This is a genomic window from Halobacterium sp. KA-6 (genome assembly GCF_021029015.1).
Taxonomy (GTDB): domain Archaea; phylum Halobacteriota; class Halobacteria; order Halobacteriales; family Halobacteriaceae; genus Halobacterium.
On sequence record NZ_JAJJZH010000002.1, the window covers coordinates 263,647 to 287,068 of the forward strand.

Consider the following 23,422-nt stretch of genomic DNA (forward strand, 5'->3'; position numbering starts at 1 on the left):
GAGTGGTCGGTCCGTGAGCGTCGAATCCGACTCCGTCGACCTTGTCGGCGACGAAATCGTCGAACGCGTCGCCCGCGCCGCCGTCTTCGCGGCGCTCGCGGGCGCGTTCGCGTACGTATCGTTCCCGAACCCCGTCTCCCCGGCCCCGGTCACGCTGCAGGTGCTGGGCGTGTTCCTCGCAGGCATCTACCTCGGCCCCGTCTGGGGCGGCCTCTCGCTGGCGCTGTACCTCGCGGCGGGCGCGGTCGGCGCACCCGTCTTCGCGGGCGGTAGCGCGGGCCTCGGCGCACTACTGGGCCCCTACGGCGGCTACCTCTGGTCGTACCCGGTCGCGGCCGCGCTGGTCGGCCTGCTCGCGCACGGCACGAGCGGGCTCTCGAAACCCCGGGACGTCTCGGTCCCGCGGCTGGTCGCCGCGATGCTCGCGGGCACCGTCGTCGTCTACGCGGGCGGCACGCTCGGCTACGCCGTCGTCCAGAACGTCGGCCTCTACCGCGCGTTCCTCGTCGCCGCCGTCGCGTTCGTCCCCGCGGAGGCGTTCAAAATCGCGGCCGCGGTCGGCATCACGCGCACCGAAGACCTCGGCGCCGCCTGATGCTCGCCGTCGACGACCTCACGCACCGCTACGGCGACGCCGCCGCCCTCGACGGCGTCAGCCTCGACGTCGCGGACGGCGAGTGCGTCGTGCTCGCGGGCGCGAACGGCTCCGGGAAGACGACGCTGGTCCGCCACCTCAACGGCCTGCTCGAACCCGACGAGGGGGAGGTCCGCGTGAACGGCACGCCAGTCCACGACGACCTCGTGGCGGCGCGCGCGAGCGTGGGCATGGTCTTCCAGGACCCACGCGACGGCTTCGTCGGCGCGACCGTCGGCGCCGACGTCGCGTTTGGCCCGGAGAACCTCGGCCTCCCCCGCGAGGAAATCGACGAGCGCGTCGCGGAAGCGCTCGACGCGGTCGAACTCGGGGGCCGCGCCGACGAGCGCATCGACGAACTCTCCGGCGGCGAGCAGGCCCGCGTCGCCATCGCCGGCGCGCTCGCGATGCGCCCCGACCACCTCGTGCTCGACGAACCGTTCACGGGTCTGGACTGGCCCGCGCGTCAGTCCGTCCTCGACCGCCTGCGCGCGCTCCACGACGCCGGGACCAGCCTCGTCGTTGTCACCCACGACCTCCGCGATGTCTGGGAATTTGCGGACCGCGTGGTCGCGCTCGCGGACGGCGGGATTGCGGCCGACGGCCCGCCCGAGCGCGTCCGTGAACGCCTCCCCGACCTCGGGGTGCGCCTGCCGTGACGCTCGCGTACCGGCCGGGTAGTGGAGTCCTGCACGCCCTCGACCCCCGAGCGAAACTCGCGCTGCAGGCCGCGTTCGCGCTAGTCGCGTTCGCGCACACCACCCCAGTCGGGCTCGCGCTGTTGACGCCGCTGGCAGTCGTCGCGCCGTACCTCGCGGACGCCTCGCCGCTCGCGGCGCTCCGCGAGTTCTGGGTCGCGCTCCCGTTCCTCGTGGCCGGCCCGGTCGTCGCCGCGCTCACGCTCGGACCACCGTGGGTTCGCCTCGAAGCGGCCGCGGCCGCGGCGCTGGCGTCCTACCGCGTCGTGCTCGTGTTGCTCGTCGCGGCCGCGTACGTCTACAGCACCCCGACGCGGGACTCGCGGGCGGCCGTGCGGTGGCTGCTGCCGGGGCGCGTCGGCGCGGTCGCGGGCGTCGCCATCGCGCTCGTCTTCCGCTTCCTCCCCGTGCTCCAGTCGGACTTAGCGGGCCGCCGCGACGCCGTGAACGCGCGCCTCGGGAGCGAGCGCCCGCTCCGCGAACGCATCCGCCTCGTCGCCGTCGGCGGCCTCGCCCGGGCGCTCGACCGCGCGAGCCGGCTCTCGGTCGCGCTCCGCGCGCGCTGTTTCGCGTGGAACCCCACGCCACCGCCGCTCGCATATCGTGGGCGTGACTGGCTGGCGACCGGCGTCGCGCTCGCGCTGGCGGCCGCCGCGCTCATCTGAGAAGAAACTGTTCGCACGTGGTCTTCCGGTTGCCAACCTTTATGCGGGTCGTCGCCGGGGTTTCAGCTATGTCTTCGTTCGTGCTGGCGCAAGCAGGGGCCGAGACGCGGCCCACGTTCTGGCGCATCGGCCACGTCGGCGAGGCATTGTTCTACTACCTCGCCGCGGTCGCCGTCGCCATCTTCCTGTACGGCGTCTACCACCGATTCGCCACGTACGCCCGCGGCGCCGACGACCCCGTCGACCGACTCACCGACCTGCCCGTACGCGTCCTCACCGCCGCGAAACTCGCCATCACTAACGAAAAACAGTTCGACCGCGACCTCTACGCCGGCCTCATGCACACCTTCATTCTCTGGGGGTTCCTGACGCTGTTGATTGCGACCACCATCCTCGGCATCGACATGGACCTCTGGACGCTCGTCCTCGGCCAGCCCTCCTTCTTCGTCGGCGACTTCTACCTCATCTATTCATTCCTCGCCGACGCGATGGGACTCTTGTTCGTCGTCGGCGTCGGCATGGCCATCTACCGCCGCTACTGGGTGCGCTATGGTCGCCTCTGGGGCAAACACACTAGCACCGAGGACGACCTCTTCGTCTGGACGCTGTTCCTCCTGGGCGTCGGCGGCTACCTCACCGAGGGCGTCCGCATCCTCGGCACCAGCGCCACCCGCGACGTCTCCTTCGAAACCGTCTCCTTCGTCGGCTGGTTCGTCAAAGACGTCCTGCAAGCGGTAGGTGTCACCGCCGACGCCGCAGCCGCCGCCTACCCCGTCGTCTGGTGGAGTCACGCGCTGCTCGCGCTCGCGTTCGTCGCCAGCGTCCCCTACGCCAAGCCGTTCCACATGCTCTCCAGTTACGCCAACCTCGTCACCCGCGACGAGGACGCCGGCAAACGGCTCCCCCGCGTCCCCGAGGACGCCAGCCCCGAGGAAATCGGCCCCTCCGACATCGAGGACTTCACCTGGAAGCAGCTGCTCGACCACGACGCCTGCACGAAGTGCGGACGCTGCTCGTCGGCCTGCCCCGCCAAGGCCGCCGGCCGCCCCCTCGACCCCCGCGACGTCATCCTCGACCTGAAAGCCTACCGCGAAGGCCTCGAAGCGGGCGACCGCGAGGAGGTCGACATCGTCGCGGACGGCGGCACCTCCGTCGTCGACGCCCAGACGATGGAGTCCTGCATGTCCTGTATGGCGTGCATGGACGCCTGCCCGGTGGACATCGAGCACGTCACGCAATTCACGGAGATGAACCGCCGCCTCACCGAGTCCGGCCAGATGAACAAGAACGTCGAGGAGGCCGTGATGAACGTCTTCCAGAAGGGCAACACGTTCGGCGACCCCGACCGCAAACGCCCCGACTGGACCGAGGAACTGGACTTCGAGGTGCCCGACGCCCGCGAGCAGTCCGTGGAGTACCTCTGGTACGTCGGCGACTACCCGAGTTACGACGAGCGCAACCAGCACGTCGCGCGCTCCCTAGCGCGGGTCTTCGAGGAGGCTGGCGTCTCCTACGGCATCCTCTACGAGGACGAGCAGAACGACGGCAACGACATCCGCCGCGTCGGCGAGGAGGGTCTCTACGAGATGGTCGCCGAACAGAACATCGAGGCCTTCCAGGCCTGCGACTACGAGAACATCGTCTGCACGGACCCCCACTCGTATAACACCTTCTCGAACGAGTACGAGCAGTTCGGCTTCAAGGACGGCGACTCCGTCTACCACTACACGCAGGTCGTCGAGAACCTCGTCAATCAGGGCGCGCTCGGGCTCACGGGGACGGAACTGGACGAGACGGTTACGTACCACGACCCCTGTCACCTCGGACGGTACAACGGCGAGTTCGAGGCGCCCCGCGAAGTCGTACGCGCGACCGGCGTCACGCTCGACGAGATGCCGCGCAACCGCGACGACTCGTTCTGCTGTGGTGGCGGCGGTGGCGGTCTCTGGATGGACTTCGAGGAAGAGACCAAGCCCAGCGAGGAGCGCATCCGCGAGGCCTTAGAGGACACGGACGCCGGCCCGGACGTCGACCGCTTCGTCGTCGCGTGCCCGATGTGCATGACGATGTACGAGGACGGCCGCAAAACGGGTGGCTACGAGGACGACATCGAAATCACGGACGTCACTGAACTACTCGTGGAAGCCATCGAGGCGAAAAACGAAGAGAACAGTGCGGGCGCGACGAGCGCGGCCGCGGACTAGCCGTAGTTGCTGGCGCGATTTCTTTATTCAGATTTGTGCCCGAAACTGAGCGAGTGATTCGGCGAGTCGGTTTGCGTATTGACCGCTGATATTTCCATCAGTCTCAGACGACGTCCGGACCGACGTGTAAGATATGGCAAGCATGTTCAGCTTCGGGTTTGAGGGCGATGTGGCACCGAGTCAACTGCGACGGGCACGGTGGCCCGTGGCTTGTCAGTGGACTCACCGCGTCATACCCGAAGGGGTTTCGGGCGTTCACGGGTCGGCATCCCTGACTTCAGGGCCGGTTGACTGCGGCCCGTGGCCGGCGACAACTGTGGGCCGCCGGCCACTACCAGACTAGTGGGATGGGATTCACTAAAAGACTGGTATGATGCAGCGAGTGTCGGCTTCCTCCCCGCCCACGGTGGGGCGGGGAATCCGCCTTGGTTTTCTTTTGAAACGGTCGAAGGTCCTGAGCAGCCCGACGTTCTGGCCAGCATATCGACATTCGAGTGCTGCAGCAACCGCTGTACTACGAATTTGAGTTCGCAAATGAGCATCCGCCCTGATAGGACGGGACCTCCTCACACCAGTCCTGGATTAGCCATCCAAACTCAGTTGAGCCGTATCTTGCGTATGCCCCTTCGGCAATGACGCACTTCGGAGTCTCCTCATCGATCGTGTGGTCGACCACGCGTTCGACCCAGTCACCATCAGCAATCCGACCTCGGAGGGTGTATGGTCCCGGCTCATCTCCCCACGTGCACTCCAGCACCGCACCAGGGATTCGACTCTCAGGTTTCCCCGCGAGTTCGTGACGCGATTCGTGAACGACGGTATCCTCACGTTCGATCTCGATTTCGAGGCGCTGTGGGTCTGGATGATAGTTTTCGACGGCTACCCATCCGAGCTGGGGATGAGAGGGGGAGCTTCCTCGGATCAGGTCTAAGCAACCGCTACTCAAGCCAACGGAACTTGTAGCGGCCAAAGCCAAGACATCACGGCGACGTACACTGTTTGCTCTTTCCCCCATATATCGAGATAGTGCGTTTATGTAATATATTATTTGTGTACTGGAAATAATATTGGGGAGTTCAGAGGCTGTACTTAGCGGCTGTTGCACTCAGAACGCTGCACAAAGAACCCGCAGAGACAACTACCCTAGGCGTCCAGCCACTCCTCGTCGAGCAGGCCGTAGGAGTACGCGTCGACGTACTCGCCGTCGAGGATGGCGTCGTCGCGGCGGCGGCCCTCGCGCTCGAATCCGAGTTTTTCGAGGGCCTTCCACGACGGCTCGTTCGGCACGAGGACGCGCGCGTCGACCTTGTGGAAGCCACACTCGCCGAACGCGTAGTCAAGGAACAGCTCTGTCCCCTCGGTGACGTAGCCGTTCCCCTGGTGTTCGGGCGCGACCCAGTACATGAGGTTGCCGCGCTCGCCGGGCGCACTCACCCAGCCGAACGCCACAACTCCGACCGGCTCGGGGTCGCCCTCTTCTCCCTCAGTGCAGATGAGGAAGTGGTAGTCCTCGTCTTCGAGCATCTCCGCGACGTCCTCGACGGTCTTGATGGTCGTGTCCGTCAGCGGCACGCGCACGTCGGGGTGGTTGCGGCCGTACTGGATGAACTCGTGGTCCTCCTCCTCGATGGGGTGGAGGGAGACGCTGTCGCCAATCTGGAAGGCTGGTCCGGGCATAGTCGACGGTGACGCTCGCGAGCGGTTATAGGTTCGCTGAAATTCAGTTCACCACTCCGTGAGCGCTTGCGCGCCGTGTGTGCGCACGAGCACCGCGAGGAACGTCGCGACGCCGGTGAGCGCGAACGCGCCGCCGACGTAGAACGCCCACTCCATCCCGAACTGCGACATGAGGTACCCGCCGAGGACGGGCGCGAGCACGCTGCCGGGACGCCAAACGAGTTCGCGCACGCCGAACGAGGACGCGATGCCCTCGCCGTCGATGCCCTCGTCGGCGAACAGCGCCATGCTCGCTGGCTCGCGGAACGAGTCCGCGATGCCGAGGAGGCCGTTGGCGGCGACGAGCGGCACGAACGCCGTCGACGCCGCACCCAGCAGGGGGAGCGAAGCCGGGAAGCCGAGCGCGGACCCGATGGCGGGCGTGAACGGGACCGCGAGCGCGACGAAGCCGTAGGCAGCGCCGCCCGCAGCGACGAATAGCGAGCGCCCGTAGGTGTCCGAGAGACGGCCCGTGAACGGCTGGAACAGCATGTTCGTGAACTTCTCGGCGCTGAGCACGACCGCGAGGACGGTGCCGCTGTACGCGAGGCCGCCCTGTGCGGCGGTGACGCCCGCGAAGACGGCGACCCACGAGCGCACGAGCGTGACGGCGACGGCGTACTGCGCGCGGAAGCTCGTGAGCGTGAGGATGCGGCCGTTCAGCGCGAGATTGCTGAACGGGAACCCCTCGATGCGAGTGTCGTCGGCGTCCAGCAGCACGAGGACCGCAACGAACGCGACGACGAACAGCACCGCGAGCACGTAGAAGACGGGTTCGAAGCCGTAGCGGTCGTAGAGCACGCCCGCGGCGGCGAGGCCGAGCAGCGACGCGGCCAGCCGCCACGAGTTCGCCTTCCCGATGTAGTTCGCGCGCGTCTCCGCGGTCGCGAGTTCGCCCACCAGCGAGAGGCTCAACAACCCCATCCCAGTCGCGAGAATCCCCTGTCCGCCGCGAACTGCGACGAGTTGCCACGAGGTCTCAACGAGCGTGAACGCCAGCGAGACGACGACGCCGAACGCGAGCAGTCCGAGGAAGATGGCGCGCTTGTCGTAGCGGTCGCCCGCCCACGCCAGCGGCACAACGACGAGTGCCTGCGTCGCCGTGAACCCCGCGTAGAACAGCCCGAGCATGATGCCCGACGCGTCGAGCGCGTTGGCGTACTTCGGCAGGAGCACCGCGAGCGCGCTGAACCCGAAGCCGCCCGCGAACCGCGAGACGTACAGCGAGTAGAGTTGGAGTCGGTCCCGGTCCACAGTCGCGGGTAGATTGGGTGGGCAAAGACGGTTGTGAAACCGGACGGCGACGTGGGCCCTCGGCGATGTCACAGCCGACCGATTCGGCCAGTGAGACAACCGCTACCCTGGCGGATTGAAAGGGCGAGCGGCTCCCTGCGAAGGCGGACGAAGCAAGCACGTGAGCGACCAGCGGGAGCGAGCGCGCGCAGCGAGTCCCCCGAGCCGAGAGCCGCTCGCCCTTTCAGGTGTTAACGTCGTCTACGGCAGCGTTCCAAGCAACTACGATAACTGACGCCGGTTCCGCGAACCCTTTTGGCTCGCGGCTCCCAGACTCCTGCATGGACCTGACGGACCGACCGCGGCGGCTGCGGCGGGACGGCGTGCGCGGGCTGGTGTCGGAGACGAGCCTGGAGCCGACGGACTTCGTCGCGCCCGTATTCGTGGACGCGACGACCGACGAGCGGGTGCCCATCGAGTCGATGCCTGGCCACGAGCGCGTGCCGGTCGACGAGGCGGTGGCGCGCGTCGAGGAGATTCTCACGACGGGCGTGGAGGCCGTCATCGTGTTCGGCATTCCGGAGTCGAAAGACGAGCGCGGCACGCGGGCGTACGCCGACGACGGGGTCGTCCAGGAGGCCGTGCGTCGCATCACGAATGAGACGGACGCGTACGTCATCACGGACGTCTGCCTCTGTGAGTACACGAGCCACGGCCACTGCGGGATTCTCGAGGAGCACGCCGACGAGGACCCCGACCTCACAGTGAAGAACGACGAGACGCTGGACCTCCTGGCGAAGACGGCGGTCTCGCACGCGGAGGCGGGCGCGGAGATGATTGCGCCGTCGTCGATGACCGACGGGATGGTCGCGGCCATCCGCGAGGCGCTGGACGCCGCGGGCTTCACGGACGTCCCCATCATGAGCTACGCGGCGAAGTACGAATCGGCGTTCTACGGGCCGTTCCGGGACGCCGCGGACGGCGCGCCCGCGTTCGGCGACCGGCGGCACTACCAGATGGACCCGGCGAACCGCCGCGAGGCAACGCGGGAGGTCGCACTCGACGTCGAACAGGGCGCGGACGTGTTGATGGTCAAGCCCGCGCTCCCGTACCTCGACATCGTCTCGGACGTGCGCGAGCAGTTCGACCGCCCGGTCGCGGCGTACAACGTCTCCGGCGAGTACGCGATGCTGCACGCTGCCGCGGAGAACGGCTGGATGGACGTCGAGGAGACCGCCCGGGAGTCCCTGCTGTCCATCAAGCGCGCGGGCGCGGACCTCATCATCACGTACTTTGCAGAGGACGTCGCCGAGTCGCTGTCGGAGTAGCGCACGGCTCGCGGTCCCGCTGCGCTCGACCGCGCGCCCGCTTCCCCGGCCATTTCCGGCAATTATTTCGTAGACGTGTGTCCAGTCCCGGCAGTCGAACGGCCAGTTATCTGGACGGTTTACGACCTTATATGGACTAAATCCGATTGTAATTCGAGCGCTCGTCTACCCTATACGAACTAAACAACACATTCGTCAAGCAAACTTTTACATACCATCCAGTCCTGTCACTGTACTGTAGATGCGCGAAACGAACGCCCCAGTTTCGAATCTGGGAGTGGACGTGCGTACATCCATAACGCCTGTGTCAGCCACGCCCGGATTCGACGGTGGACCCACCCGAAACCCGGACTGTGTGCTCGCGCCCCGTGCAGGCGCGCTTTCGCGGGCGGACGTGCCCGAATTCGGGTCCCCGACCGGCGGCGTCGGGTCGCGCATCTCCACGGGGGTGATACAGTGACACGACCACGAAACCGTCTGTGACCACAGCGGACTGTGCTCACCGTGTGTTCGCCGGCCAGCATCGTCGGACTGTGCTCACCGGCCGGCACTTTCGCGGTTGCGGCTGCGACTGATTCTGTGTGACCTCGCCTCGGTAGCGACGCCGACCGCCGAACCCATCAACTATTTTCGGGGACCCCTCCAACGCTCCTCCATGAACCGCGAGACGTCACGCGACCTCTACGACCGCTCGCTCGACGTACTCGTCGGCGGCGTGAACTCCACGGTGCGGGCCGCCCCGCAACCGTACCCGACGTTCGTCCGGAAGGGCGACGGCGGCCACGTCGTCGACGCGGACGGCAACCGCTACGTCGACTGGGTGATGGGCCTCGGCCCGCTCCTGTTGGGCCACGACCTCCCCGAACCAGTCGAAGCCGCCGTCCAGCAGCGCACCAGCGAGGGCCCGATGTACGGCCTCCCCACGGAGCTGGAGGTCGAGCACGCGGAGTTCGTCGCGCGCCACGTCCCGAGCGTCGAGATGATGCGGTACGTCAACACCGGCACCGAAGCCACGACCTCGGCGGTGCGGCTCGCGCGGGGCTACACCGGCCGCGACAAAATCGTCGTGATGCAGTCCGGCTACCACGGCGCCCAGGAGTCCACGCTCGTCGAGGGCGACAGCGAGGAGCGCGGCCCGTCCAGCGCGGGCATCCCCGCGGCGTTCGCCGAACACACGATTCCCGTCCCGTTCAACGACACCGACGCCGTCACCGAGGTGTTCGAGGAGCACGACGACGACATCGCCGCCGTCCTCGTGGAACCCATCCTCGCGAACAAGGGCATCGTTGAACCCATCGACGGCTACCACCAGACGTTGCGCGACCTCACGCGCGACAACGGCGCGCTGCTCGTCTGGGACGAGGTCATCACGGGGTTCCGCGTCGGCGGTCTCGGCTGCGCGCAGTCGAAGTACGGCATCACGCCAGACGTCACGACGTTCGGGAAAATCGTCGGCGGCGGCTTCCCCATCGGCGCCATCGGCGGCCGCACCGACATTATGGAGGAATTCACGCCCGTCGGCGACGTCTTCCAGGCGGGGACGTTCTCCGGCCACCCCGTGACGATGGCCGCGGGTCTCGAGACGCTGAAGTACGCCGCGGAGCATGACGTCTACGAGCACGTCAACGGTCTCGGCCGAAAACTCCGCGAGGGGCTCACCGACATCGTCGCCGAGCAAGCGCCCGAGTACACCGTCGTCGGCACGGACAGCCTGTTCAAGGTGCTGTTCACGCGCCGCGGCGACGCCCAGTCCGGGCCGTGTGCGGACGGCTGCGAGCAGAACCCCGAGTGCGACCGCTTCGACGCCTGCCCGAAGAACGGCGCCGACGTCGGCCGCGGCGCGGTCGACCGCTGGAACCGCGTGTTCCGCCCGCAGGTCCTCGACGACGGCGTTCTACTCTCCCAGAACCAGTTCGAGTCCCAGTTCGTCGCCTACGGCCACACCGAGGAGGACGTCGAGCGCACGCTCGAAGCCTACCGGAACGCCCTCTAGGCTTTTCTTCTCCGGGCGCGAACACCCGGGTATGGCAGAGACGCCCTCCACGAAAACGGACGCGCGCAGCGACGCCAATCCGGAGTCGGGCTGGTGGTACTGGGTCGCCGCCGTCCCCGTTTACTACGTAATCGGGACCGTGCTCGGATTCGTCGTCGGACTCGCCGCGTTCGCGTTCGCGCTCACCGGCATGGGCACGATGGACCCCGGGACGATGGAACCGGGCATGGGGATACCGATGGGCGTCGGCTTCGGGTTCGCCGGCGTGTTCGTGCTCGTCTTCGTGCTGGCAGCGGTCGGCTTGCTGCTGTCGCTGGTGTTCCCGCTGGCCATCTACTACGACGCGACCGCCGTCGAGGACGCGCCCGGTCGCTGGAACCCCGACCCCGTGCTCTACGGCCTGCTCGGGCTCGCGGGCCTCGTCGCCCAACCCCTCCAGGTGCCGCTGGCGGTGTACTACCTGTACAAGCGCCACGAGTCGGTGGGCGTCCCGTGAGGTACAAACGCCGTGACGCCTAACGGACGGGCATGAGTGAGGTCCGCGTGGACTCGCGGTGGTGGTACTGGGTCGCCGCAGTCCCGCTGGTCACCGCGTTCTGGGTGGTGTGTTCGGTGTGGATGTTCGTCGTCGTCCAGGTCGTCCCGGAGGCCGTCGTCGCGGACGCCGGCGAGGTGCTCTCGCTGCCCGCCGTCGCGCTCGGCATCCCCGCGCTCGTGGCGTTCCTCGCGCTGCCGCTGGCGCTCTGGATGGACGGCCACGCGGTCGACGCCGCGGGCAGCGACTGGCCCGGCGACGACTTCTCCGCGCCCGGCATCGCCGTGCTCGCGGACGCCCTCGTCGTCGGCGGCAGCGTGTTGCTGTTCCGGGGCGCGACCCTCGCCGCGGTCGTCGTCGTCGCCGGCGCCGGCCTCGGCACGTGGATCTCGGTTCGCTACCTCCGCAACCGCCGCGACCACGTCGCCATGCCCGCCTCATTCTGGGAGTGGCGCGACGAACTGCGCGCGGGCGACCGCAGGGAGCCCGCCGGCGGCGAACGCGAGTAGGTCGCCTCGCGACGATTCGGATTTGATTTTCTCGTCGTGCGTTACGTCATAGTCACGCGGCTCGCGGTTCCCTGCGCTCACGGCTCACTTCATTCGCTGCCCGCGCTAACGTGGTCTCCCTGCGGTCGACCACGCAGACAAACGCAGGGGGTTTCAACCCAGCACGCCGAGATACGTACATGACCGACGCGATACGCCTCGCCACCCGCGGGTCGGACTTGGCGCTCCGACAAGCCAGCGAGGTCAAGACCGAACTCGAAGACCACCGCACCGACGTGGAACTCGTGGAAGTGGAGACCACCGGCGACCGTATCGACGACGAACTCATCCAGGACCTCGGGAAGACGGGCGCGTTCGTGCGCTCGCTCGACCGGAAAGTCCTGGACGGCGACGTCGACGCGGCCGTCCACTCGATGAAGGACGTGCCGACCGACGTCCCCGAGGATCTCGTGGTGGCGGCGGTGCCGCGCCGCGGGAACCCCGCGGACGCGCTCGTGACGCCGAACGGCACGAGTCTCGAGAACCTCCCGGCGGGCAGCGTGGTGGGGACCGCGAGCCTGCGCCGCGGCGCGCAGATTCAGGCCCACCGCCCCGGCCTCGAAGTCGAGCCGATTCGCGGGAACGTCGACACGCGCGTGGAGAAACTGCTCGCGCCCGCGCTCCAGGACGAGCACGAGCGCCGCACGGAAGCCGAGAAGGAGCGCATGAGCGAGGACGCGCGCCAGCAGGAGCGCGGCGACTACGAGGCCAGCGAGACCATCGAGGAGGGCGTCGAGAACCTCGACAACGACAGCGAGAGCGACAGTGAGAGCGGCGGCGACAGCGAGCCCGACAACCGGCAGAACGCGGAGTTCGACCAGCCCGTCGAGGAGTGGTTCGAGTCGCTGACGCCGCTCCAGCAGTCCGCGCTTGGCCGCGAGGTCGAGACGGAGTTCGACGCGGTCGTGCTCGCGCAGGTCGGCCTCGAACGCACCGGCCTCACCCACCACGTCCACGACGAGGAACTCCCGACGCACACGCACGTGCCGGCGCCCGGTCAGGGCGCGCTCGCGATTACGGCGCGGAAGGACAGCGACGTCGCCGACGTGCTCCGGGACGCGCTCGACCACGTGCGCTCCCGGGTGGAGACGACGGCCGAGCGCATCGTCCTCGAGGAAGTCGGGGGCGGCTGCATCGCGCCAATCGGCGTCTACGCACTCGTGCAGGGCGACGTCGTGCGGACGGACGTCCAAGTGTTCAGTCGGGACGGCACCGAGCAGGTCGGAGAGACGCGCGAACTCGACATCGAGAACTACGCGAGGGACGCCCGCGCGTTCGCAGCGGACCTCCGCGAGCGCGGCGCGACCGACCTCATCGAGGAGGCCCAACGGGAATGACTGGCACCGTCTACCTCGTCGGCAGCGGCCCGGGCGACCCGGAGCTGTTGACGGTGAAGGCCGCGCGGCTGCTCGAGGACGCGGACGTGGTGCTTCACGACAAACTCCCCGGCCCAGCGATTCTCTCCGAGATTCCCGAGGACAAACGCGAGGACGTCGGTAAGCGCGCGGGCGGCGAGCGCACGCCTCAGTCCGCCATCAACGAGCGCATGGTCGAACTCGCGCGCGAGGGCAACGACGTCGTCCGGCTGAAGGGCGGCGACCCGTTCGTGTTCGGGCGCGGCGGCGAGGAGATGGTGTACCTCGCCGACCACGACATCCCCTTCGAAATTGTCCCTGGCATCTCGTCGGCGGTCGCCGCGCCCGCCGCAGCAGACATTCCGGTGACCCACCGCGACCACGCCTCCTCCGTCTCGTTCGTCACGGGTCACGAGGACCCGACGAAGGAGGAGTCCGCGGTGGACTGGCAGGCGCTCGCTGACACCGGCGGCACCATCGTCGTGCTGATGGGCGTCGGCAAGCTCCCCGACTACACGCAAGCGCTCCGGGAGGCGGGGATGGACCCCGAGACGCCCGTCGCGCTCGTCGAGAAGGGGACCCGGCCCGGGCAGAAGGTCGCGACGGGCACCCTCGACACTATCGTCGAGGCGCGCGACGAGGCCGGCATCAAGCCGCCCGCCGTCACTGTCATCGGCGGCGTCGCGGGGGTGCGGGAGGAACTCCGATGACGAAGCCGACGGTCGCGGTGTTCCGGCCCGCGGACGACCGCCTCGACGACGCGACCGCACTCCTCGAATCCCTCGACGCGGAGCCGGTCCCGGACCCGATGCTCGCCGTCGAGCCGACCGGCGACATCCCGAGAGACGGCGCTGACTACGTGCTGCTGACGAGCAAGACCGGCGTCGAGCTCGCCGCCGAGGCGGGCTGGACACCCGGCGACGCGACCCTCTGCGCCATCGGCGAGTCGACTGCCGACGCCTGCCGCAAGGCGGGCTGGCCGGTCGACCTCGTGCCCGAGGAGTACACGAGCAGCGGGCTCGTCGCCGCGCTCAAGAGCGAGGTCGACGGCGCGCGCGTGGAGGTCGCGCGCTCGGACCACGGCTCCGCGGTGCTCACGGACGGCCTGAACGCCGCCGGCGCGTACGTCCACGAGACGATTCTCTACGAACTCGTGGTGCCCGCTGAGGCCGGCGACTCCGTGGAGCTGGCTGCCGGCGGCGACCTCGACGCCGCGCTGTTCTCGTCGTCGCTGACCGTCGACCACTGGCTCGACGAGGCCGAACAGCGGGGCATCAGAGAGGCCGCGCTCGCCGGCCTGAACGACGCCGTCGTCGGCTGCATCGGCCCACCGACCCGCGAGACCGCCGAATCGCTGGGTGTCGGCGTGGACGTCGTCCCCGCGGACGCGGACTTCGAGCAGTTGGCGCGCGCGGTCCGCGAACGACTCTGACGTCGAGCCGGTAGTTTATACCCGAAGCCGCGCTACCTGCTCGTGATGGACGCTCCGGTCCCGGAACTCGAAGCGCGGGCGACGGCGTGTGCGGACGCACTCGAAGCCGCCGACTCGGTATTGCTCGCGTCGCACATCGACGCCGACGGCCTGACGAGCGCGGGCATCGCCGCGAGCGCGCTCGAACGCGCCGACATCCCCCACGACGTCGTCTTCTCAAAACAGCTCGACGACGAGGAAATCGCGGGTATCGCCGCCCACGACCACGACACTGTGCTGTTCACGGACTTCGGGAGCGGACAACTGGACGCGATAACCGAACACGAGCGGGCGGGCGACTTCACCCCAATAATCGCGGACCACCACCAGCCCGCCGACGCGGACACGCAGTTCCACCTGAACCCCCTCCTGGAGGGTGTGGACGGCGGGAAGGAACTCTCCGGAGCGGGCGCGGCGTACGTGCTCGCGCGCGCCCTGCTCGGCGAGGACGCGACCGACCTCGCGGCGCTCGCGATCGTCGGCGCGGTCGGCGACCGGCAGACCGTCGACGGCGAACTCGTCGGCGCGAACACCCAGATTGCCGCAGAGGGCGTCGAGGCCGGCGTGCTCGACACTGCGAAGGACCTCGCGCTGTACGGCACGCAGACCCGCCCGCTCCCGAAACTGCTGGAGTACGCCAGCGAGGTGTACGTCCCCGGCATCACGAACGACGAGAACGGCGCGGTGCGCTTCCTCGACGGCCTCGACTTGGAACTGCACGACGGCGGCGACTGGCGGACGTGGGCCGACCTGAGTCACGACGAGCGCCAGACGGTCGTGAGCGCGCTGCTCAAGCGCGCGGTCCGCCACGGCGTCTCCAGCGAGGACGTGACGAAGCTCGTCGGGCAGACGTACACGCTCACGGCCGAGGAGCCAGGGACCGAACTCCGGGACGCCAGCGAGTTCTCCACGCTGCTGAACGCGACGGCCCGCTACGAGCGCGCGGACGTCGGACTCGCGGTCTGTCTCGGCGAGCGCGGCGAACCCCTAGAGGCCGCCCGTCGCCTCCTGCGCGAGCACCGCCGGAACCTCTCGGAGGGCCTCCAGTGGGTGAAACGCGAGGGCGTCACGATCGAGGACGACCTCCAGTGGTTCCACGCGGAGGACCGCATCCGGGAGACCATCGTCGGCATCGTCGCAGGGATGGCGCTCGGCAGCGACGCCACCGAGAGCGATCGCCCCATCATCGGGTTCGGCTACAAGAACGACGAGGAGACGAAGGTCTCCGCGAGGGGGACGTCGCGGCTCGTCGACCGAGGCCTTGACCTCTCCGCAGTGATGAGCGAGGCCTCACAGGCGGTCGGCGGCGACGGCGGCGGTCACACGGTCGCAGCGGGCGCGACTGTTCCCCGGGGCCGCGAGCAAGAGTTCCTCGACGAAGTCGGCGACGTGCTCGCCGACCAACTCTAGTCCCAGGTCGCCTCGCAGACGCGCAGCCAGTTCTCGTGCGCGAGCTTCCGGAGTGCTGAGTTCTCGTAGCCAGCGTCGCGGAGCGCCGCGAGCACGTCGCGGGCCCCGGCGGCGTCGCCAATCGAGTCGGGAATCGTGGCGCCGTCGAAGTCCGAGCCGAGCGCGACGTGCTCGACGCCCATCCGGTCGACGAGGTGGTCGACGTGGTCGACGACCACGTCGAGGCTCGTGTCCGCGTCGTTGGCCCCGTCCGGCCGGAGCGCGCTCGCCGCGAACGTCAACCCGACGACGCCGTCCGTGTCGGCGACGGCGTCGAGTTGCTCGTCGGTGAGGTTCCGCGAGGACGGACAGACCGCGTGCGCGGCGGCGTGAGAGACGACCAGCGGGGCCGTCGACGCGTCGTGGACGTCCCAGAACCCCTGTTCAGTGAGGTGCGCGCAGTCCACGAGCACGCCGTCGTCGTTGCAGCGCTCGACCAGCCGGCGGCCGCGCTCCGTGAGACCACCGCCGACGTCGGGCGAACTCGGGAATCGGAAGGGGACGCCGTCCGCGAACGCGGTGGGGCGACTCCACGCCAGTCCGAGCGACCGCAGGCCGCGCTCGTAGTAGTCCGCGAAGTTCGAGCGGTCCGGGCGAATCGGCTCTGCGCCCTCGAAGTGGACGACGACGCCGAAGTCGTCCCCTTCGATGCACGCCCGCAGGTCCGCGGCGGTCTCGACGCGCCGGACGCCAGGCCTCGCGACGAGGTCGTCCAGCGCGGCGAGCATCTCGTCGGCCGCGTTCGCGGCGAACGACGGCGCGAGCGGCGGTGGCGACCGAATGCGGTAGCCGTCGTCGGTTTCCACGCGGTTGCCGTCCGCGTCGGGCGCGAACTGCTCTTCGGAGGGGACGAACACCGCGAAGAGGCCGGCAGCGAGCCCGCCGTCGCGTGCCCGCGGCAGGCCGAGGTGGCCGTCGTCGCGGCCGTCCACGAGGTCGTCGACGGTCGCTTCGCCGCGCCAGACCGCGAGCGCGGCGTCGTTGTGGCCGTCGACGACGGCAGGTGAGTCCATCTGGTCGCATCGACAGACGGCGACGCGTAAAGCGATTGCGCCGCGCTACAGCGACAGCCGTGACGAGTGTTTCTGTATCGCAGTATAGAATTTATTACCGCATGAGCGGGGAAGAACGAGAAATACAGAACAGCCCCAGAGGCGGCCCTCACGCTGCAGGGTCGACGGTTCAGGCGAACCTGGGGAACAGGTGGATAACTCGATGTCGAGCAAACGACGGTCACGAGCGGGATCGTGCTGGTCCCATGACAGCGTGAACGAGGGTGCTCGGAAGAGAGCGAATCGAGTGGTATCGACGAAACAGTTGGTTAAGTGCGGGCAGCACGTACAAACGAACGGTAGCTGTGAGTCGTAGCAAACTGGACCGATAGAAGCGACTGTGAGCAGTGGGCTCGTTGGCTGCGACTCCCGGGCTGGTCAAACTGCTGGCCGGTACGACCGCGAACGTCAGCCCAACGATCTTCGGCAGTACCGTCGGTCTGGTCTCGCGTGCTCGCGCGCGAACGCGAGCACAAGGGAGCACGTGAACATCAGGGGAGACGCCGTGACGCGGAGTGGGAGATTCAATATCTCACTCCGGGCCTGCGAATCTCACCATCTCGGTCGGCTCGGGGTGCTGGTTGGTTTCGGGCCGGCCCACGGTTCTATTGCGTCAACGAACCGCATCTACTCTCCGCGTGTACCCAGTGAGGGGCACGAACCAAGTATAAATTCTATTCTACGATATAGAATTGGTTATATCACGCCGGCCAACCGGTTCGCGGCTACCGACGGGCACTTCAATCCGACACGGCAAACAACAGGTAATGAGCGACCTGACGCCCGAGGAGTTCGAGGAGGAGAAGTACGTCGACTACTTCCCGAAGCTCCAGACCGCGTACAAGAGCGCCTTCGAGACGATGAACGAAGCGTTCGACTCGGACATCGTCCACGGCATCGACCAGACGATTCTCGCCGAGAGCGAGCCCCACTACGAGGGCGACGGCGAGTTCACCGTCGAACTCCCCGACGACCCCCTCGACAAGCTCGACGGCGTCGTCGCGACCGACGAGAAGACCCAGCACGTCCTCGACCGCTACCTCGAGGAGCTTCGGGCGGAACTGCGCGCGCAGTTCGACGTAGAGGCGTAACTGCGGGCGGACCTCCGGAGCGAACATCTTGCACCACAGGAGATAAGCCACGTCAGCACCAAGGGGTTCTTATGAGCACCGAGAGTCAGAGCGGCGACGACCTGGAGGAGCGCGTCAACAACTTCCTCCGCCGGAACTTCCCCCAGATTCAGATGCACGGCGGCACGGCCGCCATCCAGAACATCGACCGCGAGGAGGGTGTCGTCGACCTCCAGCTCGGCGGCGCGTGTTCGGGCTGTGGTATCTCCCCGATGACGATTCAGGCCATCAAGTCCCGGATGACCAAGGAGATTCCCGAAGTCGACGCGGTCAACGCCGACACCGGCATGGGCGGCGGTCACGACAGCGGCATGAGCCCGTCGTTCCCCGGCGAGGACGCCGACGGCGAGGACGTCGAGGAAGACGAAGGCCCGCAGGCCCCGTTCTAACTCCGAACTTCTCCACGTTTTTCGCGCTGCTGAGCGACTGCTTTCTCGTGAACCGACCGCAGGAAGCGGTTAGTCCTCGGTCCAGTAGTAGATGGCTTCCTTCTCGACGCCGCAGTTCGGGCACTCCTCTGGGAACGACTCCTGGAGATCGCCGAGTTCGCCGCACTCCGAACACCGCCACATGAGCTCGGCTTCGCCGAACTCGTGGCCGGCGCGCTCGTGCTCGATGGAGAGCGCTTCGACGCCCTCGCGGGTCGTCACGTAGAAGCCGTCCTCGTCGAAGCCGCGAATCGTCCCGAGTTTCTCGCCGTCGTCGTCGTAGACGGCCGTCCCGAGGCCGACACTAGGAGTTTCCTCACTCATACGTAGTCGTTCAGCACGGGTCGTGATAAAATCAATTGCCGGTCCGTAGCGGGGCCACGGTGCCGCGCCGTCGCGCACCACGGCAGCGCTACGACAGCTCCGTGAGCAGTTCCGTGAACAGGCCGCCCGGGGAGTCGATTTCTTCGACGCGCTGTTCGACGGTGTCGCCTTTCACGCCCGTGACGTTCGACATCGGCACGACGGTGTCGCGTTCGTCCTCGCTCACGGCCCACGCGACGTTGCCGATGATGCGCACTTCCTCGCAGTCAAGGCGGTACTCGTCGCCCGCAATCGGCACGTCCAGGAAAACGGTCGCGGTCATGGTCCAGCGGCGCTTCGTCGTGAACCACCAAGACCGTCGTGGCCGATTGTGGGTGGCGCGTCACCGCGCCGTCAGTCACAGCGTTCGATAGAGAACCGAACAGGCCATCTAATCCGTCACGACGCCTCCTGTCCGGGGTTACAGTTGTTCGGGCGTGATTCGTTGACGTCGGCGGTTACGGTCGCATCGAATCCGTCACCGACAATTTCGACCGTTATCTCGGTTGCGTTGAAGTCGAGGTTGTACGTTTTTCGCGCTCCGGGACCGATATGGCTGCTCGGCTCTTCCTGTGCATCTCCCGCTGCCTCGGTGATGCGTTCGACGGTTATGTCCCTCGAGTATCGATTCCTCACCGAGACGTACACCTCAGTGTTCCCAACACCCTGACCGCTGCTGGCGTTCGCACTACTCGACGCTCCGTTACTATTCTGGGGAGCACACGCAGTGACTCCGACGTACGCGTCCTCGCTGTCCACGACGTTCACGGAGACACCGCGCTCGGCGCTGACGCTCGTGAACCCGAGCGTACCGGTGGCGAGCATGCTCACCGCGGCGAGCGCGAGCACGATGCTGACGACTCGTGGAACGTTCATCAGTTCCTGAGTTCCGGTGGTTCGTCAGTTGCTCCGATGCGTTGCCCCCGTGCGTAATACGTGTGCGCGACTGCCGAGACAGCGAACATCGAAGTGACGGCAATCCCCCACGCGACATCCGGTAGCACCGTGAACGGCCACGCGCCAGTCCAGACCGCCGCCATCAGGGCCGCTGCCACTCCCGCGAGGCCAAGATAGTAGACGCTCCACGGAATCTCGTTGCCCTGCACGACGTCCATGTAGACCTCGATGTCGTCGAGGGAGTCCGTGGGCTCGACAGTCCCGCGGTTCTTGTCGAAGTTGACGACGCCGACGTCGTCCATCTTCGGCAGGTGTGACTGCTGGAGCGCGGTGTAGACACGCTTGCGCTCCTCGTAGGACACCTGATCGACGTCGACGCCGTACTCCCATGCGGCGACCTGCTCGGCGACGTCTCCAATTTCGGCAGTGCTATCCACTGCTTTCAGCGCGTGTGCAGCATACCGCCGCCGCCGGTTCGAGAGTACGTCGAACAGTTCGTCCTCCGTCGGCGGCTCAGTTGACACCTCGTCGCCCGGTTCCCCCTCCCCTGTATCGGCGGGCTTCCCCTGCCCCCGATGTTGTGACGCCGATGACACGACAAGCAATCCTTGTCTACTACGCGCCCATAAGTGTTGGCTATAATTAACGTATCAATATCTGACGAGAACAACCATGAATGTGCCCTATTCATGGTTTACAGGCCTGTTCGCCCCAAATTGCAGACATTAGTTCGGGAATGGTTCTCGGATATGAACCGGTTTTCGGCCGGTCAGGGCTGGCCTGACAGTCGCTCAGGTTGGGGTTGTTGGTGGACAGCAGCTCCTCAGGTGCGGTCAGACGGTCGTCCGACGAACGACAGACCGAGGCTGAACTCGCTCAGTCGTGTCAATACTACCTACCATAGGGGTGATGGGGGAAGTGAGCGCTCTGGTGGACCGCGGTGGTCCGCGGGAGTGCACAACGAGGCAACTCCAACAATGCAACGTCGCAAGTTCATCGCCGGACTCGGATCGCTCGCTGCCGCCGGGGCAGCTGGAATTGGTACGGGCGCGTTTAACGTCGCACGTGTGGATCGTGGTATTACGGTCAGTACGACTGGCGACGCGTCGGCTTATCTCGCCCTCGACGCATCGACCAGTGAATACGCGTCTGGGACTAGTGGTGGAGAACTCTCGGTTACCTTCGACGAGCTCGGGACAGAATCCAACTACGTCTTCAACGACGTGTTCCGCATCCAGAACAACGGACAGGACAACATTATCATCGACCTCGCAGATAGTGAGGATTCGATTTCGTGGGATACTGACTACCCAGAGGCCTACTGGACAGATGATGAGCTAGGTACCACGCAGAATGTCGGTGGGGACGGTGAGTTCAATAGCGATCGCCCCATTCTCAGTCCGGGTGACGACGTGTACGTTCAGTTTAATTTCGTTGGTCGCGATGCCGATACCGGCGGGGACGAAACCGATCCTGATCCTGCTCCTGACATCATCGGGATCTACGCCGAAGCTACGGATCAATCATCGAACACCACCTCAAGCAGCAGTGGAAGCAGCGAGAGCGCCTGACGATTCCCGGGATACCCGGTCTACAGCCGGATAGCTCCCGGAAGAACCCCTATGAAACGACGAACCCTACTCGCGCTGGTCGGGACGACCGGGACAAGCGCACTCGCAGTCGGAACTAGTGCGTTCAACGTTTCCCGGGTGGACCGAGCGATTACGGTCGGTGTCGAAGAAGACTACGATGCTTATCTCCAGCTCGAGGAATTAGGTTCTGGAGAGCGCTCCGAACTTGACGGGGGGACACTCGAGCTGAACGTCCTCGGAGATGACGAAAACGACCACAACGACCAGAATCCTGAAGGAATCGGGACGGACTCCGTCTACTGGTTCGGTAGGGATGCTGGAGGAAGTCTTGGTGAGGGCTTGTTCAAGGTCACGAACCAAGGTACGGAACCTGTCGTGATTTACAGCTCTCAAGCAGAAACTGACGGTGTCCCCTCAGTTACGATGTTCAATGTCGACGGAAACACCCTTCTGACGCAAGACGACCCCTCGCCAACAATCGGCGTCGGGCAGTCGATCAAGTGTGGTGTTCACGTCGATACGCACAACGTGCCAATTCAGGATGAGGCGTACGATATCGAACTCACAATTAACGCCGAAGCTGTGAGTGAGTGACCGCTCCTTCCCCATCTACCTCACATATAGTGCACTCGCCGGCGGTTTAGTTTCGTTATATGATTTGCGAGGTGACAAATGAAACGCCATCTCGCCCTCGCCGCGGCACTCGCACTCGCGGGAACGCTCGTGTTCCCGTCGGTAGCCGCGCCGCTGTTCTCCGGGCCGACCGACAGTATCGGCGAGGACGTGGAGCTCGCGCCGAGCAGCGACTACGCGCACCTCGACAACGGCGAACTCGTCGTCGACCTGTCGGCGGCGAACCCTGACGCGGAGGGCGTGAACGACGACGCCGTGACGAGCATCGACGACGTGTTTCGGGTGAGGTACAATGGCTCGCAGTACGCGCACGTGTGGCTCACTCACGAGTCCGATGCGGTGACGTTCTACGCGAACGGCGAGCGCGTGCAGTCCGAGGCTGCCAACGTGACGCTCGCACCGAACGAGACAACCGCGGTTGGGATGCGCGTGGATACGACCGGAGAGACCACTGACGGGCTCATCGATGCGATTACGATTCACGCGCGGGCGGCCGAGCCCGAGGACGTCGCCGGCAGCGAGAGTGGAGACACAGATACAAACTCGGTCTCGTCCAGCGGGTCGACAGTACAGACGTGGGCGCCCGATGCGACTTCGCGGCGGTTCGTCGCGCTCGGTGTGAGTGCGGGGGAGACGACCGTCTTCGACGCGTCCAGGCTCGCCTTAGGTGGTACGGACGGCGAACTCACGCTCGACGAAGTCGACGTCTCGAGCACGGACGGGTCGCTGTCGCTGGACGTCGACGCGACCGGGACCGAGAACTCGCGCTCTCGAGTAGCCGAGCGAGGCGCGGAGGCACTCGGCGCGGTCAGCGTGGTGGACAGGCTGGACAGCGCGGGGAGCGCGACGTTGCGGTTCAGCGTCCCCGAGGGGTACTTTGAGGCGCGCGACATCGCGCCCGAGCACCTCGCTGTCTACCGCGACGACGGCGGCACGCTCTCGAAACGCCCCGTGTCGATGACCGGCGAGCGCGGCGGGCGCGTGCACTTCGAGACCGAGACACCTGGATTCTCGACGTTCGTGGTGGCCGCAGACCGTGCACGCCTCCGAGTCACCGACGCCACACTGGAACGCGCGAGCGCTGCACCCGGGGAGGCCATCGCGGTGACGGCGAACATCTCGAACGCGGGCAGCCTCACCGGTGAGCGGACCGTCGCAGTGTCCGTCGACGGAAGCGTCGTCGCGGAGCGTACGGTCGAGGTAGAAGCCAGCGAAACCGCGCGCGTGACGGCGCAAGTCGCGCACGACGAGACCGGCGAGCACGCGGTCGCCGTGGACGGCGTCGATGCCGGGACCCTCGTCGTGCAGTCCGACGACCCGAGTGACGCGACCACAGAACAGTCCCCGGCCGAGGACGCAGCCGACGAGCCAGTGCGGGAGGCAGCCGGATTCGGGCTGACTGACTTGGTCGGGCTGGTCGCACTCCTCGCTATCGTCGCGGCGTCACTCGTGCTCGCACGGAGGACACCGTGGCGATGACGGGAACGACACCGGTACG

The 23,422-nt window shown here is 66.7% G+C and carries 25 protein-coding genes; 18 read left to right on the forward strand and 7 right to left on the reverse strand.

Translation table 11 applies throughout. The features are described from left to right. The first annotated feature begins 13 nt into the window (after nt 1-13). From LPA46_RS06400 to LPA46_RS06420, 5 genes are all read left to right on the forward strand, one after another. Nucleotides 14-595: a biotin transporter BioY gene (locus LPA46_RS06400; protein WP_230891868.1), complete on the forward strand. Its 582-nt coding sequence runs from the start codon at nt 14-16 to the stop codon at nt 593-595. Beyond that, a complete protein-coding gene (locus LPA46_RS06405; protein WP_230891869.1) occupies nt 595-1,293 on the forward strand; it encodes an energy-coupling factor ABC transporter ATP-binding protein in 699 nt (232 codons plus the stop codon). The genes LPA46_RS06400 and LPA46_RS06405 overlap by 1 nt, the downstream gene beginning before the upstream one ends. Further along, entirely contained in the window at nt 1,290-1,997 is a 708-nt protein-coding gene (locus LPA46_RS06410; RefSeq protein WP_230891870.1) for an energy-coupling factor transporter transmembrane component T family protein, read from the forward strand. Before LPA46_RS06405 ends, LPA46_RS06410 begins: the two co-directional genes overlap by 4 nt. Before the next feature lie 68 nt (nt 1,998-2,065). Next, a complete protein-coding gene (locus LPA46_RS06415; protein ID WP_230891871.1) occupies nt 2,066-4,201 on the forward strand; it encodes a (Fe-S)-binding protein in 2,136 nt (711 codons plus the stop codon). Between the two features lie 664 nt (nt 4,202-4,865). Continuing rightward, entirely contained in the window at nt 4,866-5,132 is a 267-nt protein-coding gene (locus LPA46_RS06420) for a hypothetical protein (protein WP_230888215.1), read from the forward strand. A 212-nt stretch (nt 5,133-5,344) separates the two neighbouring features. On the opposite strand, the gene LPA46_RS06425 is transcribed toward LPA46_RS06420, so the two are convergent. Further along, on the reverse strand, nt 5,345-5,878 hold the full coding sequence (locus tag LPA46_RS06425; RefSeq protein ID WP_230891872.1) for a GNAT family N-acetyltransferase: 534 nt from the start codon (nt 5,876-5,878) through the stop codon (nt 5,345-5,347). 48 nt (nt 5,879-5,926) lie between these two features. Then, nucleotides 5,927-7,171: an MFS transporter gene (locus tag LPA46_RS06430; RefSeq protein WP_230888217.1), complete on the reverse strand. Its 1,245-nt coding sequence runs from the start codon at nt 7,169-7,171 to the stop codon at nt 5,927-5,929. Nucleotides 7,172-7,491: 320 nt separating this feature from the next. Here LPA46_RS06430 and hemB point away from each other — a divergent pair, with 320 nt between their 5' ends. From hemB to LPA46_RS06470, 8 genes are all read left to right on the forward strand, one after another. Continuing rightward, a complete protein-coding gene (gene hemB / locus LPA46_RS06435; RefSeq protein ID WP_230891873.1) occupies nt 7,492-8,478 on the forward strand; it encodes a porphobilinogen synthase in 987 nt (328 codons plus the stop codon). A 655-nt stretch (nt 8,479-9,133) separates the two neighbouring features. Beyond that, nucleotides 9,134-10,471, forward strand: coding sequence for a glutamate-1-semialdehyde 2,1-aminomutase (gene hemL, locus LPA46_RS06440; RefSeq protein ID WP_230891874.1), 1,338 nt, complete (start codon nt 9,134-9,136; stop codon nt 10,469-10,471). Nucleotides 10,472-10,502: 31 nt separating this feature from the next. Next, entirely contained in the window at nt 10,503-10,967 is a 465-nt protein-coding gene (locus LPA46_RS06445) for a hypothetical protein (protein ID WP_230891875.1), read from the forward strand. 32 nt (nt 10,968-10,999) lie between these two features. Continuing rightward, nucleotides 11,000-11,515, forward strand: coding sequence for a hypothetical protein (locus tag LPA46_RS06450; RefSeq protein ID WP_230891876.1), 516 nt, complete (start codon nt 11,000-11,002; stop codon nt 11,513-11,515). Between the two features lie 179 nt (nt 11,516-11,694). Then, nucleotides 11,695-12,891: a hydroxymethylbilane synthase gene (gene hemC, locus LPA46_RS06455; protein WP_230891877.1), complete on the forward strand. Its 1,197-nt coding sequence runs from the start codon at nt 11,695-11,697 to the stop codon at nt 12,889-12,891. After that, the gene (gene cobA / locus LPA46_RS06460) at nt 12,888-13,619 is read left to right on the forward strand and encodes a uroporphyrinogen-III C-methyltransferase (RefSeq protein ID WP_230891878.1); all 732 of its coding nucleotides are present in this window, start codon (nt 12,888-12,890) and stop codon (nt 13,617-13,619) included. The genes hemC and cobA overlap by 4 nt, the downstream gene beginning before the upstream one ends. Next, nucleotides 13,616-14,341 (forward strand): uroporphyrinogen-III synthase, encoded by a 726-nt coding sequence (locus tag LPA46_RS06465; protein ID WP_230891879.1) that lies wholly within the window; start codon nt 13,616-13,618, stop codon nt 14,339-14,341. The genes cobA and LPA46_RS06465 overlap by 4 nt, the downstream gene beginning before the upstream one ends. Nucleotides 14,342-14,386: 45 nt before the next feature. Continuing rightward, complete coding sequence (locus tag LPA46_RS06470) at nt 14,387-15,790, forward strand: single-stranded-DNA-specific exonuclease RecJ (RefSeq protein WP_230891880.1); 1,404 nt, start codon at nt 14,387-14,389, stop codon at nt 15,788-15,790. Here LPA46_RS06470 and LPA46_RS06475 read toward each other — a convergent pair. Beyond that, nucleotides 15,787-16,842 (reverse strand): dipeptidase, encoded by a 1,056-nt coding sequence (locus LPA46_RS06475; protein ID WP_230891881.1) that lies wholly within the window; start codon nt 16,840-16,842, stop codon nt 15,787-15,789. The two genes, LPA46_RS06470 and LPA46_RS06475, sit on opposite strands and share 4 nt — an antisense overlap. 806 nt (nt 16,843-17,648) lie before the next feature. Between LPA46_RS06475 and LPA46_RS06480 the strand changes: the two genes are divergently transcribed. Both LPA46_RS06480 and LPA46_RS06485 read left to right on the forward strand, forming a co-directional pair. Continuing rightward, nucleotides 17,649-17,972 carry a DUF5783 family protein gene (locus LPA46_RS06480; protein WP_230891882.1) on the forward strand — a complete coding sequence of 108 codons (324 nt, stop codon included), beginning with the start codon at nt 17,649-17,651 and terminating at the stop codon, nt 17,970-17,972. Between the two features lie 71 nt (nt 17,973-18,043). Beyond that, nucleotides 18,044-18,400, forward strand: a complete 357-nt coding sequence (locus LPA46_RS06485; RefSeq protein ID WP_230888231.1) for a NifU family protein — start codon at nt 18,044-18,046, stop codon at nt 18,398-18,400. 69 nt (nt 18,401-18,469) lie between these two features. Here the strand turns inward: LPA46_RS06485 and LPA46_RS06490 are convergent, their stop codons facing one another. The 4 genes from LPA46_RS06490 to LPA46_RS06505 form a co-directional block, all read right to left on the reverse strand. Continuing rightward, on the reverse strand, nt 18,470-18,763 hold the full coding sequence (locus LPA46_RS06490; protein WP_230888232.1) for a DUF7130 family rubredoxin-like protein: 294 nt from the start codon (nt 18,761-18,763) through the stop codon (nt 18,470-18,472). 88 nt (nt 18,764-18,851) lie between these two features. Then, nucleotides 18,852-19,085 carry a hypothetical protein gene (locus tag LPA46_RS06495; RefSeq protein ID WP_230891883.1) on the reverse strand — a complete coding sequence of 78 codons (234 nt, stop codon included), beginning with the start codon at nt 19,083-19,085 and terminating at the stop codon, nt 18,852-18,854. Between the two features lie 116 nt (nt 19,086-19,201). Then, entirely contained in the window at nt 19,202-19,678 is a 477-nt protein-coding gene (locus LPA46_RS06500) for a hypothetical protein (RefSeq protein ID WP_230891884.1), read from the reverse strand. Beyond that, the gene (locus LPA46_RS06505; RefSeq protein ID WP_230891885.1) at nt 19,678-20,295 is read right to left on the reverse strand and encodes a DUF7344 domain-containing protein; all 618 of its coding nucleotides are present in this window, start codon (nt 20,293-20,295) and stop codon (nt 19,678-19,680) included. Before LPA46_RS06505 ends, LPA46_RS06500 begins: the two co-directional genes overlap by 1 nt. 357 nt (nt 20,296-20,652) lie before the next feature. Here LPA46_RS06505 and LPA46_RS06510 point away from each other — a divergent pair, with 357 nt between their 5' ends. The 3 genes from LPA46_RS06510 to LPA46_RS06520 all read left to right on the forward strand — a co-directional run bounded on the left by LPA46_RS06510 (nt 20,653) and on the right by LPA46_RS06520 (nt 23,403). After that, complete coding sequence (locus LPA46_RS06510; protein ID WP_230891886.1) at nt 20,653-21,270, forward strand: hypothetical protein; 618 nt, start codon at nt 20,653-20,655, stop codon at nt 21,268-21,270. Between the two features lie 51 nt (nt 21,271-21,321). After that, on the forward strand, nt 21,322-21,885 hold the full coding sequence (locus LPA46_RS06515; protein ID WP_230891887.1) for a hypothetical protein: 564 nt from the start codon (nt 21,322-21,324) through the stop codon (nt 21,883-21,885). 78 nt (nt 21,886-21,963) lie between these two features. Beyond that, nucleotides 21,964-23,403 carry a DUF1102 domain-containing protein gene (locus LPA46_RS06520; RefSeq protein ID WP_230891888.1) on the forward strand — a complete coding sequence of 480 codons (1,440 nt, stop codon included), beginning with the start codon at nt 21,964-21,966 and terminating at the stop codon, nt 23,401-23,403. Nucleotides 23,404-23,422 lie beyond the last annotated feature (19 nt).

What these genes read in the sequence shown, in the direction of transcription:
- LPA46_RS06405 (WP_230891869.1), top strand. Translation starts at nt 595, where the DNA reads ATGCTCGCCGTCGACGACCTCACGCACCGCTACGGCGACGCCGCCGCC.
- LPA46_RS06415 (WP_230891871.1), top strand. Translation starts at nt 2,066, where the DNA reads ATGTCTTCGTTCGTGCTGGCGCAAGCAGGGGCCGAGACGCGGCCCACG.
- LPA46_RS06425 (WP_230891872.1), bottom strand. Translation starts at nt 5,878, where the DNA reads ATGCCCGGACCAGCCTTCCAGATTGGCGACAGCGTCTCCCTCCACCCC.
- hemB (WP_230891873.1), top strand. Translation starts at nt 7,492, where the DNA reads ATGGACCTGACGGACCGACCGCGGCGGCTGCGGCGGGACGGCGTGCGC.
- hemL (WP_230891874.1), top strand. Translation starts at nt 9,134, where the DNA reads ATGAACCGCGAGACGTCACGCGACCTCTACGACCGCTCGCTCGACGTA.
- LPA46_RS06445 (WP_230891875.1), top strand. Translation starts at nt 10,503, where the DNA reads ATGGCAGAGACGCCCTCCACGAAAACGGACGCGCGCAGCGACGCCAAT.
- LPA46_RS06450 (WP_230891876.1), top strand. Translation starts at nt 11,000, where the DNA reads ATGAGTGAGGTCCGCGTGGACTCGCGGTGGTGGTACTGGGTCGCCGCA.
- hemC (WP_230891877.1), top strand. Translation starts at nt 11,695, where the DNA reads ATGACCGACGCGATACGCCTCGCCACCCGCGGGTCGGACTTGGCGCTC.
- cobA (WP_230891878.1), top strand. Translation starts at nt 12,888, where the DNA reads ATGACTGGCACCGTCTACCTCGTCGGCAGCGGCCCGGGCGACCCGGAG.
- LPA46_RS06465 (WP_230891879.1), top strand. Translation starts at nt 13,616, where the DNA reads ATGACGAAGCCGACGGTCGCGGTGTTCCGGCCCGCGGACGACCGCCTC.
- LPA46_RS06470 (WP_230891880.1), top strand. Translation starts at nt 14,387, where the DNA reads ATGGACGCTCCGGTCCCGGAACTCGAAGCGCGGGCGACGGCGTGTGCG.
- LPA46_RS06475 (WP_230891881.1), bottom strand. Translation starts at nt 16,842, where the DNA reads ATGGACTCACCTGCCGTCGTCGACGGCCACAACGACGCCGCGCTCGCG.
- LPA46_RS06480 (WP_230891882.1), top strand. Translation starts at nt 17,649, where the DNA reads ATGAGCGACCTGACGCCCGAGGAGTTCGAGGAGGAGAAGTACGTCGAC.
- LPA46_RS06485 (WP_230888231.1), top strand. Translation starts at nt 18,044, where the DNA reads ATGAGCACCGAGAGTCAGAGCGGCGACGACCTGGAGGAGCGCGTCAAC.
- LPA46_RS06490 (WP_230888232.1), bottom strand. Translation starts at nt 18,763, where the DNA reads ATGAGTGAGGAAACTCCTAGTGTCGGCCTCGGGACGGCCGTCTACGAC.
- LPA46_RS06495 (WP_230891883.1), bottom strand. Translation starts at nt 19,085, where the DNA reads ATGACCGCGACCGTTTTCCTGGACGTGCCGATTGCGGGCGACGAGTAC.
- LPA46_RS06500 (WP_230891884.1), bottom strand. Translation starts at nt 19,678, where the DNA reads ATGAACGTTCCACGAGTCGTCAGCATCGTGCTCGCGCTCGCCGCGGTG.
- LPA46_RS06515 (WP_230891887.1), top strand. Translation starts at nt 21,322, where the DNA reads ATGAAACGACGAACCCTACTCGCGCTGGTCGGGACGACCGGGACAAGC.
- LPA46_RS06520 (WP_230891888.1), top strand. Translation starts at nt 21,964, where the DNA reads ATGAAACGCCATCTCGCCCTCGCCGCGGCACTCGCACTCGCGGGAACG.